General features: G+C 64.0%; 10 protein-coding genes. 7 read left to right on the top strand and 3 right to left on the bottom strand.

All coding sequences use genetic code 11. The features are described from left to right. Positions 1-49: 49 nt before the first annotated feature. Both ACNAOU_RS05960 and ACNAOU_RS05955 read right to left on the bottom strand, forming a co-directional pair. A complete protein-coding gene (locus ACNAOU_RS05960) occupies positions 50-1,753 on the bottom strand; it encodes a flavin monoamine oxidase family protein (RefSeq protein WP_413303254.1) in 1,704 nt (567 codons plus the stop codon). Next, positions 1,750-3,264: an amino acid permease gene (locus ACNAOU_RS05955; protein ID WP_422758251.1), complete on the bottom strand. Its 1,515-nt coding sequence runs from the start codon at positions 3,262-3,264 to the stop codon at positions 1,750-1,752. Before ACNAOU_RS05955 ends, ACNAOU_RS05960 begins: the two co-directional genes overlap by 4 nt. Positions 3,265-3,374: 110 nt before the next feature. On the opposite strand from ACNAOU_RS05955, the gene alr reads away from it, so the two are divergent. Together alr and ACNAOU_RS05945 are read left to right on the top strand one after the other, a co-directional pair. Further along, positions 3,375-4,607, top strand: coding sequence for an alanine racemase (gene alr / locus ACNAOU_RS05950; protein ID WP_110504342.1), 1,233 nt, complete (start codon positions 3,375-3,377; stop codon positions 4,605-4,607). Then, entirely contained in the window at positions 4,597-6,204 is a 1,608-nt protein-coding gene (locus ACNAOU_RS05945; RefSeq protein WP_055974637.1) for a PucR family transcriptional regulator, read from the top strand. The genes alr and ACNAOU_RS05945 overlap by 11 nt, the downstream gene beginning before the upstream one ends. On the opposite strand, the gene ACNAOU_RS05940 is transcribed toward ACNAOU_RS05945, so the two are convergent. Beyond that, positions 6,201-7,046: a carbon-nitrogen hydrolase family protein gene (locus tag ACNAOU_RS05940; protein WP_422758250.1), complete on the bottom strand. Its 846-nt coding sequence runs from the start codon at positions 7,044-7,046 to the stop codon at positions 6,201-6,203. The two genes, ACNAOU_RS05945 and ACNAOU_RS05940, sit on opposite strands and share 4 nt — an antisense overlap. A gap of 305 nt (positions 7,047-7,351) precedes the next feature. Between ACNAOU_RS05940 and ACNAOU_RS05935 the strand changes: the two genes are divergently transcribed. The 5 genes from ACNAOU_RS05935 to ACNAOU_RS05915 all read left to right on the top strand — a co-directional run bounded on the left by ACNAOU_RS05935 (position 7,352) and on the right by ACNAOU_RS05915 (position 14,436). Next, the gene (locus tag ACNAOU_RS05935) at positions 7,352-8,542 is read left to right on the top strand and encodes an ROK family transcriptional regulator (RefSeq protein ID WP_018777228.1); all 1,191 of its coding nucleotides are present in this window, start codon (positions 7,352-7,354) and stop codon (positions 8,540-8,542) included. Between the two features lie 130 nt (positions 8,543-8,672). Continuing rightward, positions 8,673-10,229, top strand: a complete 1,557-nt coding sequence (gene mmsA / locus ACNAOU_RS05930; protein WP_018777227.1) for a multiple monosaccharide ABC transporter ATP-binding protein — start codon at positions 8,673-8,675, stop codon at positions 10,227-10,229. Positions 10,230-10,274: 45 nt separating this feature from the next. Next, positions 10,275-11,546 carry a multiple monosaccharide ABC transporter permease gene (gene mmsB / locus ACNAOU_RS05925; protein ID WP_422758249.1) on the top strand — a complete coding sequence of 424 codons (1,272 nt, stop codon included), beginning with the start codon at positions 10,275-10,277 and terminating at the stop codon, positions 11,544-11,546. A 54-nt stretch (positions 11,547-11,600) separates the two neighbouring features. Beyond that, positions 11,601-12,698 carry a sugar-binding protein gene (locus ACNAOU_RS05920; RefSeq protein ID WP_035733403.1) on the top strand — a complete coding sequence of 366 codons (1,098 nt, stop codon included), beginning with the start codon at positions 11,601-11,603 and terminating at the stop codon, positions 12,696-12,698. Between the two features lie 286 nt (positions 12,699-12,984). Further along, complete coding sequence (locus ACNAOU_RS05915; protein WP_422758248.1) at positions 12,985-14,436, top strand: ABC transporter permease; 1,452 nt, start codon at positions 12,985-12,987, stop codon at positions 14,434-14,436. Position 14,437: the final 1 nt, after the last annotated feature.

The following is a 14,437-nucleotide window of genomic DNA, read 5'->3' as shown; positions in this document are numbered from 1 at the left end:
CCCTGCGGTGGGTTTGGGGCGTAGAGCGGGCCTCGCAATGCAAAAGGGACTAGTCCAAGCTGATCGGGCCGAGCTCGTCCAGCAGGTCACCCGGGCCGGGGTTTCCGGCGGCGGACGAGCCACCCAGGTGGTTCACCACGCCCCAGACGGCATTCAGGCCCGTGGTGACGGCACCCTCGGCCCACCCGGCGGTGAAGGACACGTCATCACCGGCGAGGAAGATGCCGCGCTGGTTCCCGGGCAGCTTGTCCTGCTTGAAGTGCGTGAACAGCCGCTGCTGGTAGCGGTAGTGTCCGGGCAGGTTGGCCTTGAAGGCCCCCATGAAGTTGGGGTCCGCTTCCCAGGAGACGGTGATCGGCTGCCCCACAATGTGGCTCGCGATGTCAACGCCCGGATAGATCTGCTCCAGCGAGTGGAGCATCAACTTGACGCGCTCCTCCGCAGTGAGGGCGAGCCACTTCAGGGCGTCGTCGTTCCACGTGTAGGACAGGAGGATGACGGCGGGCTTGTCCGGGCCGTCGTCGAGCAAGTACGTTGCCCGGTTGAGGCGGTCGGTGAGGGTCATTGACAAGACTTCACGCCCGGTCTCCGGGTCGATGTCCTTCCAGAACGGCCGGTCCACCATCACGAAGGTCTTGGACGACTGCATGTAGTGCGAGCGTTCGATCGCGGTCCACATCTCCGCGGGGAACAGTGCCTCTTCGGTGTGGATACGGGTGGAGAGCAGCCACGACTGGCATGTGGTGACCACGGCCTGGTAGCTGGCTTCGCGTCCCCAGTTTTCCCGCACCACGAGGTCGCCGTTCTCTGCCCGGCGGATGTTGTCCACGGCACCGCGCGGCGAACCTGAGTGCAGGGAGGCCAGCGAGGTTCCTTCCGGCCAGTGCTTCAGGCCCGACGGCGCGTGGTTCCAGAGTGCCTCCGGGAGCCTTTGCGCGCCTCCCGAAATGGAGCGGTGCTGGTCGTCGGCGTCGGTGTACACGACGCGCAGGATCTCAAGGATGGAGTTGGGGAAGTCGGTGTCCCAACCGCCCGTGCCGAAGCCGACCTGGCCGAATGCCTCGCGGTGGGCGAAGCCGGCTTCCTTGAAGGACTTGCTGGCAGCGATGAAGCCGTAGAAGGTCTGCTCGTCGAGTTCGGGCAGGAGCGCGTTCCACAGTTCCTTGATCCGCTTGGTGTCACGGGCCTTGATGGCTTCCTGCATCTCCGCGAAGGCTGCGCCGTCGTTGATCGCGGCTTTCCAGGCATCGGCAACTTCGCGGAAGAACACGGGCAGTTCGTCGGCGGTGGTGGCGTAATGCTTCTTACCGGCGAGCTCGATCACAGTGCTGGATGTTGCCGGTGCCATGGGGTTGGGGAATTCGTTGGTGTCCAGCCCCAGGAGGTCCACGTAGTGGTAGAACGCCTTGCCGGAAACCGGGAAGCGCATGCCGCCGAGGTCGGCTACGACGCCGGGCGCGGACGGGAAGCTCGCGGTCCGGAGCCGGCCACCGATCTGGTCGGCCTCGTAAATGACCGGTTTGAGGCCAAGCTTCATGAGTTCGTAGGCGGTCACGAGTCCGGAGAGGCCCGCACCGATGACGGCGACTTCGGTGCCGTACATTTCCTCCGGGACGGAGCCAAGCCCGTCCGGGTGTGCCAGGTAGTGGTCGTAGCTGAAGGGGAAGTCCGGGTTCAGCATGGTGATCGGCGCTTCACTGGCGCCGGGTGCTGCGGGTTCCCCGGCGACGGGAAGTTCGGTGGCGATGGTCATGGTTTTGCTGCTTTCACAGGTTCCGGGCTCATGGCCCTGGTGGTCATTTCACGGTAGTCCTGATCGCTGAGCGCGGCTACCTTGGAGTTCCGGCGTCCATAGCCGAAGTAGACGGCGATGCCCACCAGCATCCACACCCCAAAGGTGATCCAGGTATCGGCGCCGAGGTTGAGCATCAGGTAGGCGCACATCAGGGCGCCCAGGATCGGCGTGACCGGGTACAGGGGAACGCGGAAGCTTCGCTCGAGGTCCGGGCGGTTGCGTCGCAGGTAGATCACGGCGACGTTGACCAGGGCAAAGGCAAACAGCGTGCCGATGCTGGTGGCGTCCGCCAGCGCGCCCAGCGGGACAAGGCCCGCAGTGAGGGCGACGGCGGTGCCGATGATGAGCGTTCCCGCCACCGGAGTGCCGGTCCGCGGGGAGACGCGGCCGAAGATTTTGGGCACCATGCCGTCGCGGGACATGGACAGCATGATGCGCGTCTGGCCGTAGAGGACCGTCAGGACAATGCTGGCGATGGCGAGCACAGCACCGATGGAGAAGACCAGGGCGATCCAAGGCTGGCCGGTGATCTCGTGCAGGATCTGCACCAGGGCAGCTTCTGTACCGTCGAACCATCCCCACGGGCGGGCGCCGATGGCGGCCACGGATACGAGGACGTAGATGCTGGTGACGATCACCATGGACAGCATGATGGCCCTGGGAAGGTCACGCTTAGGGTTCCTGGCCTCTTCCCCTGCCGTGGAGGCGGCGTCAAAGCCGATGTAGGAGAAGAAGACGCTGGAGGCGGCTGCCGAAACACCTGCAGCGCCCATGGGCAGCAGGGGCTCGAAGTTGCCGGCATTGAAAGCCGTGAAGGCCACTGCGCAGAAGAAGATCAGGATGCCCACCTTGATGATGACAATCGCTGTGTTGATCCACGCACTCTCGCGGGCGCCCCTGACCAGCAGGATCATGGCAAAGACCACGATCACCACGGCCGGTATGTTGACCAGGCCGCCATCCCCCGGAGGTTGGGACAACGCGTCCGGAAGGACCTGCCCAAAGGCGGCCAGCGTCTCATTGACGTACTGTCCGGCGCCGACGGCAACTGCTGCCACGGAGACGGCATACTCCAGCACCAGGCACCAGCCGCAGATCCACGCCATGCCCTCACCCATGGTGGCGTAGGAGTACGAGTAGCTTGACCCGGCAACCGGCACGAGGCCTGCCATCTCGGCATAGGAAACAGCGGAGAGGAGCGCAGCAAGGCCGGCGATGACAAAGGAGATCCAAATGGCCGGACCTGCCAGCGGCACGGATTCGCCGAGGATGACCAGGATGCCGGTGCCGAGCGTGGCACCAACGCTGATCATGGTCAGCTGCAGCACGCCGAAGCTGCGGACCAGCGGAGTGCCGCCTTCGCCGCTGCCGGACTCGCTGACCATCTGCCCAATGGGCTTTCGGCGCAGCAACTGGGCTCCGAGGCTCGGCCTCGCAGCGCCCACCGCCGCTGGATTTTCGGTGTTCACAGGCACAGTCACCCTTGACGTCCCTTCAAAGTAGTTTCGATTTCCCCTCCACAAGACTGGCATGTGAGCCACCTCTCACCACGGTGCAAAATGACCTATAGTGTTCAACCATGAGACGTAATGCACACTATCAAGAGGCCGCCCCAGCGGCCCTCTCCGGACAGGTCACCGTTGACCTGTCCGCCATTTCAGACAACGTCAAGGCCCTGAAACAGCGCACCGAGGCGCCGTTCTTCATGGCCGTGGTGAAGGGCAACGCCTATGGGCACGGCCTGGTGGAAGTCGCCCGAACTGCTGCCGATGCCGGGGCCGATTGGTTGGGAACAGCCCAACTCACGGAAGCCATCGCCCTCCGCAAAGCAGGCATCACCCTGCCCATCCTTTCCTGGCTTTATCTGGCATCCCAGACAAGTGCCACCATTCTCGAGGCGCTGGAAAACGACATCGACGTGTCCCTCGGGAGCGTTGGCCAACTGGAGGTCCTGGCGGGTATCGCCGGCCGCCTTGGCCGCCCCGCCGTCGTCCATCTCGAACTGGACAGCGGCCTCAGCCGTGGCGGCGCGCGCAAGGAAGACTGGGCGGAACTCGTGGCGCACGCGCGGCAAGCCGAAATCGACGGAACCCTCCGCGTCCGAGGCCTCTGGACCCACCTGGCCTGGGCCGATGTCCCGGCACACCCTGGCAACGCAGCCGCCGTCGCCGAGTTCGAGGACGCCGTCCGTGAAGCCCGTGACGCCGGGCTGACGCCCGAGCTGCGGCACGTTTCCAGCTCCGCCAACATCCTGGACCGCCCCGAATTCCACTTCGACATGGTCCGCGCAGGGCTGGCAATCTATGGCCTCGCTCCGGCGGACCACCTCAACCCGGCGGACTTCGGGCTGCGCCCGGCGCTGAGCGTGACTGCGCCGCTGGTCATGGTGAAAAAGGTCCCAGCGGGCACCGGGGTCAGCTACGAACACCAGGCCATCACCTACGAACCCCGGTACCTGGGGCTCATCCCGCTCGGTTACGCGGACGGCATTCCCAAGGGCATCAGCGGACGCTCGGTGGTGAACATCGCTGGCCGCAGCGTGCCGGTAATCGGCAAGGTCTGCATGGACCAGTTCATGGTGGACCTCGGGCCGGATGCGTCCGGAATCGCCGTGGGAGACACCGCCGTACTGTTCGGCGATCCCTCCAGCGGAGCGGCGAGCGCCGACGACTGGGGTGCCGCGATCGGCAGCCATGGAGACGAGATCATCAACAGGATCGCACCGCGCCTCCCCCGCGCCTACTCGACTACCGCCTACCAGTGCCCCGACTACCAGGAGCCGGCAGCCGCCGGGCAAGGCAATGTCGCCTGAACCCGCCACCGCCCGCCTGAGCTTCGTCACGCTTGAGCAGTTCCTGGAGCAGCTGCCGCCCGAGTTGAAAATGATTCACGACGGCGGCAGCGGCGGCTCGCTGCTGCGGTGGGTGGAACCCAGTGAGCTCGAAGACCCCACGCCCTACCTGCCCGAGGGCGAATTCCTCCTCACCGCCGGGCTGCCCTTCCTTGGGGAGGGCGGCACGGCGGCGAAGGTTGACGCCTACGTCCGCCGGCTCGTGGACGCCAAGGTCGCTGCACTGGGGTTCGGCATCAGGCCCTACTTCGACGCCGTACCTGAGGCCCTGGTCGAAGCGTGCCGCACCCACGACCTCACCCTTTTCGAGGTACCGGAGTCCGTCCCGTTCGCCGCGATCGGTCTTGAATTCTCGCAGCTTCTGGAGACAGACAACGCGCGCGTTTTCCGGCAGCTCGCCGAGACCAACCGGCAGCTCATGCGCGCGGTCCTCTCCCCCAGGCCGGAACACGAACTGCTGGCAGCCCTCGTCCAGCGCGTACCGGTGTGGGCGCTGCTGGTGGGGGCGGACGGGCGGGTCAGGGCACGCGGGCACAATGCCGGCGGCAGCAACGGCGTCGAGCATTCACTGCTGGCACCGATGCTGGAGCGGCTGCTGTCCGGCAGCGGTCCCCGCGTGGAGATGGACGGCTTTGAGCAGCCGGGATCGGCGCTGGTGTTCGGGCACCCCCTGCGGAGTACCAAGGACGCGAACCTTGGCGCGTTGATCCTTGGTTCGGACGCGCCGCTGACACCTGCGCAGAACAACGTGGTGCAGTCGGCCGTGGGATTGCTGGAACTGCTGGTGCGGCAACGAACCAGCGGATCCCTGGCTCCGAGCCAGCTCGCCACCGCGGTGTTGCTGCATCCGGACTCCCTGGCTACCGGCGGGACCAAGCACGTCAACGGCCTCAAGGACCTGCTGGCACAGAGTTTGTCGTCCACCAGGTCGGCGCAGATGCGGGTGGTGCAGGGTGTCAGGGTGGATGGGGCGGCCGACGATGGTCCCGTCCGCGAGGTGCTCCAATGGCGGCGTCTGCTCGACACCAAGCTGGTGGAGATCACCGAGTACGGTTTCGCGGCGATCACCCGTTTGAGGGTCGATGATTCGCTGCTGGCCGACATCGAAAAACTGGGCTGGCGCCTGGTGATTGGCGAACCGACTGAACTTCACGGGCTCTCAGCGGCCTACCAGCGGGCAAGCTCCCTGCGGTCCCGGGTTGTCTCCAGTGGCATGAGCGCACGCGTGGACGAGGTGACGTGGTCGGTCACCGGCCTTCTGGGACGCGAAGCGGGGACCATGCTGGCTGAGCGGCTTCTGGCGCCCGTGCTGGCGTTGGAACCGGACCGCAGGGATCCGCTGCTGTCCGTGCTGCGGGGATGGCTCAGCGAAAACGGAAGTTGGGACGGCTCCGCCAAATTGCTCGGCCTGCACCGGAACAGTGTGCGTCGGCAGATCGGCGTCCTCGGGGAGCTGCTGGACATGGACCTCAACCAGGCGCAGGTACGGGCAGAGTTGTGGTTCGCGCTGCAGTACGTGGACGGATTGGTGACGGCGGACCGGGAGGCCACTGCCTAGGCCTGCTGCTCCCACTCGTTGTACAGTTCCGGCCTGCGTTCGCGCAGGTACGGGACTTCGTCACGGGCGGCCTTGACCGTTTCCGTCCCGACCTCCGCGAACAACAACGCGGCGCCCTCCCCTGCGGCGGCGAGCAGCGAACCGTCAGGACCGGCCACCACGCTGCCGCCCAGGAAGTTGTAGATGTCCTCGTGGCCGGAATGGTTGGCGTAGGCCACGTTGAGCTGGCTTTCCAATGCCCTGGCGCGGATGAGCACTTGCGGCACGTTCTCGAACCCGGCGGAAAGAGCTGTCGGCACCAGCAGGAGTTCGGCACCGCGGGTGGCTGCTGCACGCACTGCTTCAGGGAACTCGACGTCGTAGCAGATCAGCATCGACGTGCGGATTCCGTTGAAATCCACGACGGCGGGAGGTACGTGGGCGCCGACGAACGCCTTGTGTTCCTCTGGACCGAAGAGGTGGACCTTGGCGTAATTGAGGATTTCATCGCCCGAAGCGTCCAGCAAGGTGGCCGTGATGTGCCAGGCGTCGCCGGCCAAAGCCGGCTGCGCGGCGTCGTCGTGCGTTGCCTCCTTGGGGGCGACGGCCGGCAGGCTGTAGACCAAGCCAATGCCGTGAGTGCGCGCGATCCCGGCCAAGCGTTCGCGAACGGCCGGCAAAGTGGCGGGGTCCAACTCGGCATGCAGGCGCAGTGGCGCATACCCAACAGGGAACAGCTCCGGGGTGAGCAGCAGAGCAGCTCCCGCGCTGGAAGCACGCTGGGCTGCGTCCTCGATTGTGCGCAGGTTGGCGTCCACGTCCATGACGGAGGCGTTCGCCTGCAGGATTGCGAGCAGCATCATTACCACCTTGTTTCACCTGATCCCTGCCGTCCGTGGGCATGGGACATCTTCTTGGTTCAAGCCTAGGCTTCGCTCCGTTGCATGCGGCGATGCAATTGGACCTGCGGGCCGCGAACCCGGGACGCATTGCACGCGCCTCCTTGTTGCGGGGCCCGCTCTGCGCCTAAAAAGTTGGGGATAGGGCGCATATCGGGCCTCACAAGGGGTACTTAGAGAGTGTCCTTGCGTTGGAGTATGTCAGTGATACTTGACTCGCTGTGTTCACTTCTTGACTACAACGCATCTTCTGGGGCAATCTTCTTGTCATGCCCGCTACGCAGCGCTCAACGAAGAGCCACCCAAGAAAACCCGGCTCGCAGTCCGCGCTCCGCCACCTCAATCAGCAGCGCATCATCGAGTGCTTGCTGAGCGGACCGTCCACGCAAGCCGAGCTTTCGCGGCAGACCGGCCTCTCCACCGCCACTATCTCGAACATCGTCAAAATCATGCAGGACGCCGGCCTGGTCTCCACCGAACCGACCACGAGCTCCGGCCGCCGCGCAACCAACGTACGGCTGAACAGCAACGGGGCTGTCGCCGTCGGAATCGACTTCGGACGCCGCCACCTGCGGGTGGTTCTGGCCTCGCTGGGTTACCACGTTATTGCCGAGGACTACATCGAGTTGCCCTTGGGTCACCAGGCGGAAGAGGGCATCGCCGCTGCGGTCCGCCTGCTGGAGAAACTGCTCCGTGAGAACGGCATCGACCGAACGGCCGTAGTCGGAGCAGGAGCCGGCATTCCCGGCCCGATCGACCGCAGATCCGGCACCGTCGCGCAAGGAGCCATCCTTCCCGAATGGGTGGGCATCGACATCCTCCACAGGCTGGAGGAAGCACTGAATTGCCCCGTCTTTGTTGACAACGACGCCAATCTTGGCGCGCTGTCCGAAGTGACCTGGGGACCGCACAGCGGGGTCTCCAACCTCATGTTCCTCAAGATCGGTTCGGGCATTGGCGCCGGCCTGATCCTCAACGGATTCCCGTACTACGGCAACGTCGGCATCACCGGTGAAATCGGCCACGCGACGATCCATGAACACGGCCTCGTGTGCCGCTGCGGGAACCGGGGTTGCCTGGAAACGATAGCGTCCACCACCACCATGATCGAGCTGCTGGGCCGCGGCCAGGAGACATTGCTGACGCCCCAGGACATCGTGCGCAATTGCCTCGCCGGGGACTCCGCGACACAGCGCGTCGTGGACGACGCCGGCCTGGCCGTGGGACGTGCACTGGGGAACGTGTCCAACCTGATCAACCCCGAGGTCATCGTTGTCGGTGGCCCGCTGGCTGGTCTTGGCGACCTGCTCCTGGACCCCATCCGCAGGGGCCTGGTACGCCATGCCGTGCCCGTGGTGGGCGAAACGACGCACCTGGCAATGTCCTCCCTCGGCGCCCGGGCAGAGGCCCTCGGAGCGGCCGCTTTAGTGTTCCAGCACGCCGGTATTACTGGTAGGTAACGAAATCGTTAGCTGGATCATGCGTTCAAGTCTTGACGACAAGATAGGTGATCCAGTTTACTTTTTCATCAGACAGCTCCGCCGTTTGCGGGGCCGACAACGAAGTCATGCATTGGAGGCGTAAGGGCTGATGACAACCCTCGACACGCAAGGCGAGCCCATCCTTTTGGAGATGCGCTCCATTACCAAGGAATTCCCTGGAGTGAAAGCCTTGTCGAACGTAAGCCTGCGCGTAATGGCCGGCGAGATCCACGCAATCTGTGGTGAGAACGGTGCAGGCAAATCCACACTGATGAAGGTCCTGTCCGGGGTCTACCCCTACGGCAGCTACACCGGCGACATCGTGTACCAGGCCGAAACGCAGCAGTTCAAGGACATCCGCGCCAGTGAAGCGGCCGGCATCGTGATCATCCACCAGGAACTGGCACTGATCCCGGAACTGTCCATCATGGAGAACATCTTCCTGGGCAACGAACCGACGAAGTGGGGTGTCATTGACTGGGCCGAGGCCCGTAAGCGTTCCCTCGAACTCCTTGCCCGGGTAGGCCTCCGGGAAGACCCGGACACCCCCATCAAGGAAATCGGTGTCGGCAAGCAGCAGCTGGTGGAAATCGCGAAGGCGCTGAACAAGTCCGTGAAGCTCCTGATCCTGGACGAGCCCACCGCAGCACTGAACGAATCGGACTCCCAGCACCTGCTGGACCTGATCCTTGGCCTCAAAGGCCGCGGCATCACCTCGATCATCATTTCCCACAAGCTCAACGAGATCGAACAGATCGCGGACGAGATCACCATCATCCGCGACGGTAAGTCGATCGAAACGCTGAACGTCAAACGCGATGGCGTGGATGAGGACCGCATCATCAAAGGCATGGTCGGCCGGACGCTCGAGTCCCGCTTCCCGGACCACGAGCCCAAGATCGGCGAAGTCTTCTTCGAGGTCAAGGACTGGACAGTGGGTCACCCCCAGATCCAGGACCGCCTCATCTGCAAGGGATCCAACTTCTTTGTACGCCGCGGTGAGATCGTCGGCTTCGCGGGCCTTATGGGCGCCGGCCGCACGGAACTTGCCAGGTCGGTCTTCGGCCACTCCTACGGCCGGTTCATCAAGGGCCAGATCTACAAGGACGGCAAGCCGATCCAGCTCCGCAGCGTCAGGGCAGCGATCGACGCCGGACTCGGCTACGTGACCGAAGACCGGAAGTCGCTCGGGCTGAACCTGCTGGACGACATCAAGACGACCACCGTTGCGGCCAACCTTCGCGCCATCAGCAACTACACCGTAGTTGATGACCGCAAGGAGTTCAGCGTCGCGGAGGAATACCGGAAGTCGCTTCGGACCAAGACCCCATCGGTTGAAGAGGGCGTAGCCAAACTCTCCGGTGGCAACCAGCAAAAGGTGGTGCTGGCCAAGTGGATGTTCACCGACCCGGACCTCCTGATCCTGGATGAACCCACCCGCGGCATTGACGTGGGCGCCAAATACGAGATCTACGGCATCATCCAGAGGCTGGCCGACCAGGGCAAGGGAGTGATTGTCATTTCCTCGGAGCTTCCGGAGCTCCTGGGCCTGTCCGACCGTATCTACACCATCTTCGAAGGCGCCATCACCGGCGTCCTGGACAAGAACGAAGCAAGCCAGGAAAGCCTCATGAAGCTGATGACTTCCTCCCGCAAAGCAGCCTGACCCTTTGGCCCAGCCCCGCCCCTTCCTGACACAAGGACCAAAACAATGAACGCGCTCAAGAAGCTATTTGGTGGCAATACCCGCCAGTTCGGCATGATCTTCGCCCTGGTGGCACTTATCGTCTTCTTCCAGATCTTCACGGACGGCCGCACGTTGACGCCCGGCAACGTGATCAACCTGTTCAACGGCAACTCTTACATCCTCATCCTGGCCATCGGCATGGTCCTGGTTATCATCGCCGGCCACATCGACCTCTCCGTGGGATCCGTGGCAGCATTCGTGGGCGTGTTCGTGGCCCTCGCAATGCGTGACTGGGGCCTGCCCTGGTGGGCCGGTGTGCTCTTCGGGCTGCTCCTTGGTGCCGTGATCGGTGCCTGGCAAGGGTTCTGGGTGGCATACGTCGGCATACCCGCGTTCATCGTGACGCTGGCCGGCATGCTCCTGTTCCGCGGCTTCAACCAGTTTGTTGGCAAGTCCAACACCATCCCGGTCTCCAAGGACTTCCAGTACCTCGGTTCCGGCTACCTTCCGGAGATCGGCCCGAACACCGGCTTCAACAACCTCAGCTTGCTCCTGGGCATCGTTGCTGCAGCATTCGTCGTCATCATGTCGCTGCGTGCCCGCGCTGCCAACAAGGCTTTGGGCGCAGACGTTCCCGAGCTTTGGGTTGAGGTCACCAAGCTGGTCCTCATCTGCGGAGCGATCCTCTACGCCACGTACTTGTTCGCCACCGGCCGCCCCGGAACGTCCTTCCCCATCCCCGGCCTGATCCTGGCCGTCCTGGTCCTCATCTACGGTTTCATCGCAGACAAGACGGTCCTTGGCCGCCACGTCTACGCTGTGGGTGGCAACCGCCACGCAGCCGAGCTGTCCGGCGTGCAGTCCAAGAAGGTCAACTTCATGGTCATGATGAACATGTCCGTCCTTGCAGGCCTGGCCGGCATGATCTTCGTTGGCCGCTCCACGGCATCGGGCCCGTTCGATGGCGTTGGCTGGGAACTGGATGCCATCGCAGCCGTCTTCATCGGTGGCGCAGCCGTTACCGGTGGCGTCGGTACCGTGATCGGCTCGATCGTCGGTGGCCTTGTCATGGCCGTCCTCAACAACGGCCTGCAGCTTCTGGGCGTCGGCGCCGACCTCACCCAGATCATCAAGGGCCTGGTGCTTCTGGCCGCCGTTGCCTTCGACGTCTACAACAAGTCCCAGGGCAAGCGTTCGATCACCGGTTTGCTGCTGAAGAACTTCCAGCGCAACAACAACGAACTCAAGCCCGACGAAACCACCTCCACCAAAGAGGTCATCTCCAAGGAAGCGTAATCCCGCTTCCGCTCGACTCGCTCCACCCCACCCACACAGAAAGTGAACCAAGATATGCGAATGTTTGGTAAAGCAGGAAAGGCAGCAGCAGTCGCTGCCATCGCGGCACTGGCGCTGACAGCCTGCGGCCGCACTGACAGCGGCTCAAGCAGCAGCACGGCAGGCGGGGAAGCGTTCCCCAAGGACTCGCTGATCGGCGTCGCACTTCCGCAGAAGACCAGTGAAAACTGGGTCCTCGCGGAGAAGCTGTTCAACGATGGCCTCTCCGGCGCCGGCTTCAAGGCCGACGTCCAGTTCGCCAACGGCGGCGTGTCCGAGCAGCAGAACCAGATCAGCGCCATGGTCACCAAGGGTGCCAAGGTCATCATCGTGGGAGCCATCGACGGCGCCCAGCTGGGTACCCAGCTTCAGCAGGCCAAGGACTCCGGCGCCACCGTTATCGCCTACGACCGTCTGCTCCTGAACACGGACAACGTGGACTACTACGTGGCATACGACAACTTCAAGGTCGGTGTCCTGCAGGGCCAGGCGTTGCTGGACGGACTGAAGGCCAAGAAGCCTTCCGGCCCGTACAACATCGAGCTCTTCGCTGGTTCCCCGGATGACGCCAACGCCAAGGTCTTCTTCGACGGCGCCATGAGCGTCCTGAAGCCGAAGATCGACGACGGCACCCTCAAGGTTGTCTCCGGCCAGACCTCCTTCGAGCAGGCCGTTACCCAGGGCTGGAAGGCAGAGAACGCACAGCGTCGCGCTGACACGCTGCTCACCGGCAGCTACGGCACCGCTTCGCTCGACGGCGTCCTGTCCCCGAACGACACCCTGGCCCGTGCAGTGCTGACGTCCGTCAAGGCCGCCGGCAAGCCGCTGCCCGTGGTCACCGGCCAGGACTCCGAAGTTGAGTCCGTGAAGTCCATCATGGCCGGCGAGCAGTACTCCACCATCAATAAGGACACCCGCAAGCTCGTTGAGCACGCCATCACCATGGTGAAGGACCTCCAGGCCGGCAAGCAGCTGGAGATCAACGACAAGGACTCCTACAACAACGGCGTCAAGACCGTTCCTGCGTTCCTCCTGCCGCCGCAGATCGTTACGGCTGAGAACGTCAAGACGGCTTACGTCGACGATCCGGTACTCGGCCCGATCACCAAGTAACACCCGAGCACCAAGTAATACAGCAAGCCCCGGTCCGCCAGCAGGCGGGCCGGGGCTTTTGCTTGCTCAGGTTCTGCTGGATCATCGAGCCCCCGGGGCGGGCCAGGACTCCGGAATTCGGGGTTCCGGGTAACAACGAAAGTGAATGATCCAGCAGAATTCGTGACCCCAGGCTTTCACAGCCCACACATAGCTTCGGCTGGAGTGCCGCACAGCAGCGCTCAGCAATGTTGGACCTGCAGCCCGCGTCCCGTGGGCCACGAACTTGCAGGTCCAGAGGAGAAACGTGAGCGTCCTTGCCCGAAGCGTAGGCAATGCCTTCCGCAACAAAATCAGAACAGCGGCGGTGGTCGCCGTCCTCGCCGTAGCGATCGGGCTGGCTTTGGCCATGCTCGTGGCCAACCAGGCGGTGGGCGCCAAAGTGCAGGAGCTCAACGCCTCCGTAGGCACCACCCTGACGGTCAACCCGGCCGGCGGGCAAGGCTTCGAAGGCGGCGGCGAACCCCTCACGACGGCGGAAGCCGGGACCGTGGCGTCGGTCGCCAATGTCACCTCGGTAGTCGGAACCAAGGCCCTGCGCCTGCAGACTACAACGACAGGAACCGCAGGAACCACGCAGCAGGCGGGTCCTGGAGGCGGCTTCGGCCCTGGCGGCCAGCAGGCTACGGTCAGCACCAACCTGACAGCGGCCATCGACGCCGGCACCCTGGGCAACCGCAACAATGCCAACGGAAATTCGGGAACGGGCACCACCGCCCTGCCCGCCCGGGCCCTTCCGATCACGGCAACGGGCATCGGTGCGGAGGTCGACAGCACCGGCAAAGCACTGAATATCACCAGCGGCACCGGGCTGGGCGAATACACGGCTGCCGGTGGGAAGGCCCTGGTAGGCAAGTCCTTGGCAGAAAAGAACAGCCTGAGTGTCGGGTCCACCTTCACCGTGCAGGACAAGACGTTGACAGTGGCCGGTATCTTCGACGCCGGCACCGCGTTCGGCAACAATGCCGTCTACCTGACGCTCCCCGAAGCCCAGACCCTGGCATCAACACCGGACGAGCTCTCCAGCATGATCGTCACGGTCAACAGCATGGAGAACGTCGACAGCACCAAAACGGCCGTCCAATCGGCTCTCGGCACGGATAAAGCCGACGTCACCCAAGGCCAGCGCAACCTTGAAACAGCCGTCAGCTCCTTGGACAGCGTGAAGAACATTTCCATGGTTGCCTTCATTGCGGCGCTCGCCACGGCGGGGATCATCATCCTGCTCATCATGGTCATGCTGGTCCGTGAACGCCGCCGCGAAATCGGCGTGCTGAAAGCCATCGGTGCTCCCAACCGCACCATCGGCCTGCAATTTGTCCTCGAGTCCCTGGTTCTCGTTGCCATGGGCAGCGTAGTGGGCGCGGTGATTGCATCGTTCGCCAGTGGCGGCATCGCCTCGGCACTGATCAGTTCAAACACAACCACGACGGCGGCCCCCACCAACCAGCGCGGCGGCGGCCTTGCCGGCGCCATGCCAAACGGGGCGGTACCCGGTGGTGGCGGCTTCCCCGGCGGCGGGCAGGGAGGTCCGTTTGGCGGGGCCTCACAGTTGCTCAGCTCCGTCACGGCCAGCGTCTCCCCCGGCGTCCTCGCGGCCGGCATCGCCGCGGTGTTCGCCGTCGCCATCATCGGTGCGCTGGTTCCGGCGCTGCTGACCGCCCGCATCCGTCCCATCGAAGTACTCCGAGGAGAATAGC

The sequence above is a fragment of the Paenarthrobacter sp. C1 genome, from assembly GCF_049315185.1.
In the GTDB taxonomy this organism is placed as follows: domain Bacteria; phylum Actinomycetota; class Actinomycetes; order Actinomycetales; family Micrococcaceae; genus Arthrobacter; species Arthrobacter nicotinovorans.
Note: the sequence above shows the minus strand (reverse complement) of the source record. Positions and strands in the feature narration are given on the sequence as shown.

Excerpts from the sequence above, each read along its gene's own strand:
- ACNAOU_RS05940 (WP_422758250.1), bottom strand. The coding sequence starts at position 7,046 with ATGATGCTGCTCGCAATCCTGCAGGCGAACGCCTCCGTCATGGACGTG.
- ACNAOU_RS05935 (WP_018777228.1), top strand. The coding sequence starts at position 7,352 with ATGCCCGCTACGCAGCGCTCAACGAAGAGCCACCCAAGAAAACCCGGC.
- mmsA (WP_018777227.1), top strand. The coding sequence starts at position 8,673 with ATGACAACCCTCGACACGCAAGGCGAGCCCATCCTTTTGGAGATGCGC.
- alr (WP_110504342.1), top strand. The coding sequence starts at position 3,375 with ATGAGACGTAATGCACACTATCAAGAGGCCGCCCCAGCGGCCCTCTCC.
- mmsB (WP_422758249.1), top strand. The coding sequence starts at position 10,275 with ATGAACGCGCTCAAGAAGCTATTTGGTGGCAATACCCGCCAGTTCGGC.
- ACNAOU_RS05945 (WP_055974637.1), top strand. The coding sequence starts at position 4,597 with ATGTCGCCTGAACCCGCCACCGCCCGCCTGAGCTTCGTCACGCTTGAG.
- ACNAOU_RS05920 (WP_035733403.1), top strand. The coding sequence starts at position 11,601 with ATGCGAATGTTTGGTAAAGCAGGAAAGGCAGCAGCAGTCGCTGCCATC.
- ACNAOU_RS05960 (WP_413303254.1), bottom strand. The coding sequence starts at position 1,753 with ATGACCATCGCCACCGAACTTCCCGTCGCCGGGGAACCCGCAGCACCC.